Annotated in this window: 2 protein-coding genes; one reads left to right on the top strand and one right to left on the bottom strand. The window is 71.2% G+C overall.

Annotated features, from left to right (window positions below; genetic code table 11):
• Positions 1-692: glycosyltransferase (locus ACFQEU_RS15905; protein ID WP_379783753.1), on the top strand; the 692-nt coding region annotated here is incomplete at its 5' end.
• Positions 693-818: 126 nt separating this feature from the next.
• Here the strand turns inward: ACFQEU_RS15905 and ACFQEU_RS15900 are convergent.
• On the bottom strand, positions 819-1,393 hold a 575-nt coding region (locus tag ACFQEU_RS15900; protein ID WP_379783751.1), incomplete at its 5' end, for a halocyanin domain-containing protein.

Below are 1,393 nucleotides of genomic sequence, written 5' to 3'. Positions count from 1 at the left end.
CCGCCGACTCGCGCCGCGGGTACCGCCTGCTCGCCGGCGGGGCCGACACGGTGACGACACCTTCGCGAACGACGAAGACTCGGGTTCGCGAGCATGGCGCGGCGGGCGACGCGGTCCGGGTCGTCCCCGAGAGCATCGACGTCGGCGTCGTCGAGGACGCTCCCGTCGACGACCGGTTCGACGCCGTCTATTCCCGCCGGCTGGACCGGCACGCGAACGTCGAGACGTTCCTGCTCGCGCTCGCGGAGATCCGCCGACGCGACTGGACCGCCGCGGTGATCGGCGACGGTCCGGAACGCGAGCGGGTCGAGGCCGCCGCCCGCGACCTCCGGATCGCCGACCGGGTCGCGTTCCTCGGTGACCTTCCCGTCGAGGACCGCGTGTCGATATTCAAGGGGACACACGTCTTCGCACAGACCGCGAGCTGGGAGACGTTCGCGACGGAGCTGCTGTGGGCGCTCGCCTGCGGCTGTGTGGGTCTCGTCGAGTACCAGGCGGACTCCAGCGCTCACGAGCTCGTCGAGGGGCGGACGCGCGGGCGACTCGTGACCAGTCCCGCGGAGCTCGCCGACGAGCTCGTGGCCGTGAACGAGCTCGACCGCCGCGCGGTCGACCCCGACTTCGACTCGTACGATCACGCCGCGACGCTCGATCGATACGTCGACCTGTATCGGGAGCTGGCGGGCGAGTAGGCGACGAACGCCGACACCGAGAGCGGGGTCCCCGTCGGGTCCGAGGGAAGCGGTCGCGGTGAGTCGTCCGCCGAGCCGACCGGGAACCGCGGCACGTGCGGCCGATCGAGCCGGGAAAATCGTGCGTTACTCTTGGGTGATCGTGCCGCCGTACTTCATGAAGACGAACGCGAGCCCAAGCGTGCTGCACATCGCGATGAACGTGGCGATACCGAGGGCACGAGCGCCCTGCGGGACGAACACGACTCCGGAGGCTCCGTCGCCGCCGACGTCGACCGTGTCGATGTCGTCCCCGACCGCGAGACCGGCGTGCATCCCGACGCCGTCGTGCGGGGTACAGACGTAGTGGGTGATCCCCTCGTCCTCCTCGGTCGCCTCGTGTTGGTAGGTGTGTCCCCCCTCGTCGACGGGCGATCCGCTGTCGAGCTCGGCGGGTCCCTCGACGGTGACGACGTTGTGGCCGCCGCCCGCGCCGCTCCACTCCCACGTGATCGTGGTGCCGGGGTCGACCCACAGCAGGGTCGGGTCGAACGCGAGCCCGTCGTCACCGCCCCCGACGGTGACGGTGACTTCGTCCTGGCCGCGCGCGTCCTCGTAGGTGCCGAGGTTCCCCTGCGCGCCGCTCGGCCAGTCGGGTTCGACTTCGCCGCCGCCACCGTTCTCGTCGTCGTCCTCCTGTGCGGCTGCCGTCCCCGACGCGG

Origin of the sequence: Halorubrum tibetense (assembly GCF_042661865.1) — an archaeon.
Classification (GTDB): Archaea; Halobacteriota; Halobacteria; order Halobacteriales; family Haloferacaceae; genus Halorubrum; species Halorubrum tibetense.
Note: the sequence above shows the minus strand (reverse complement) of the source record. Positions and strands in the feature narration are given on the sequence as shown.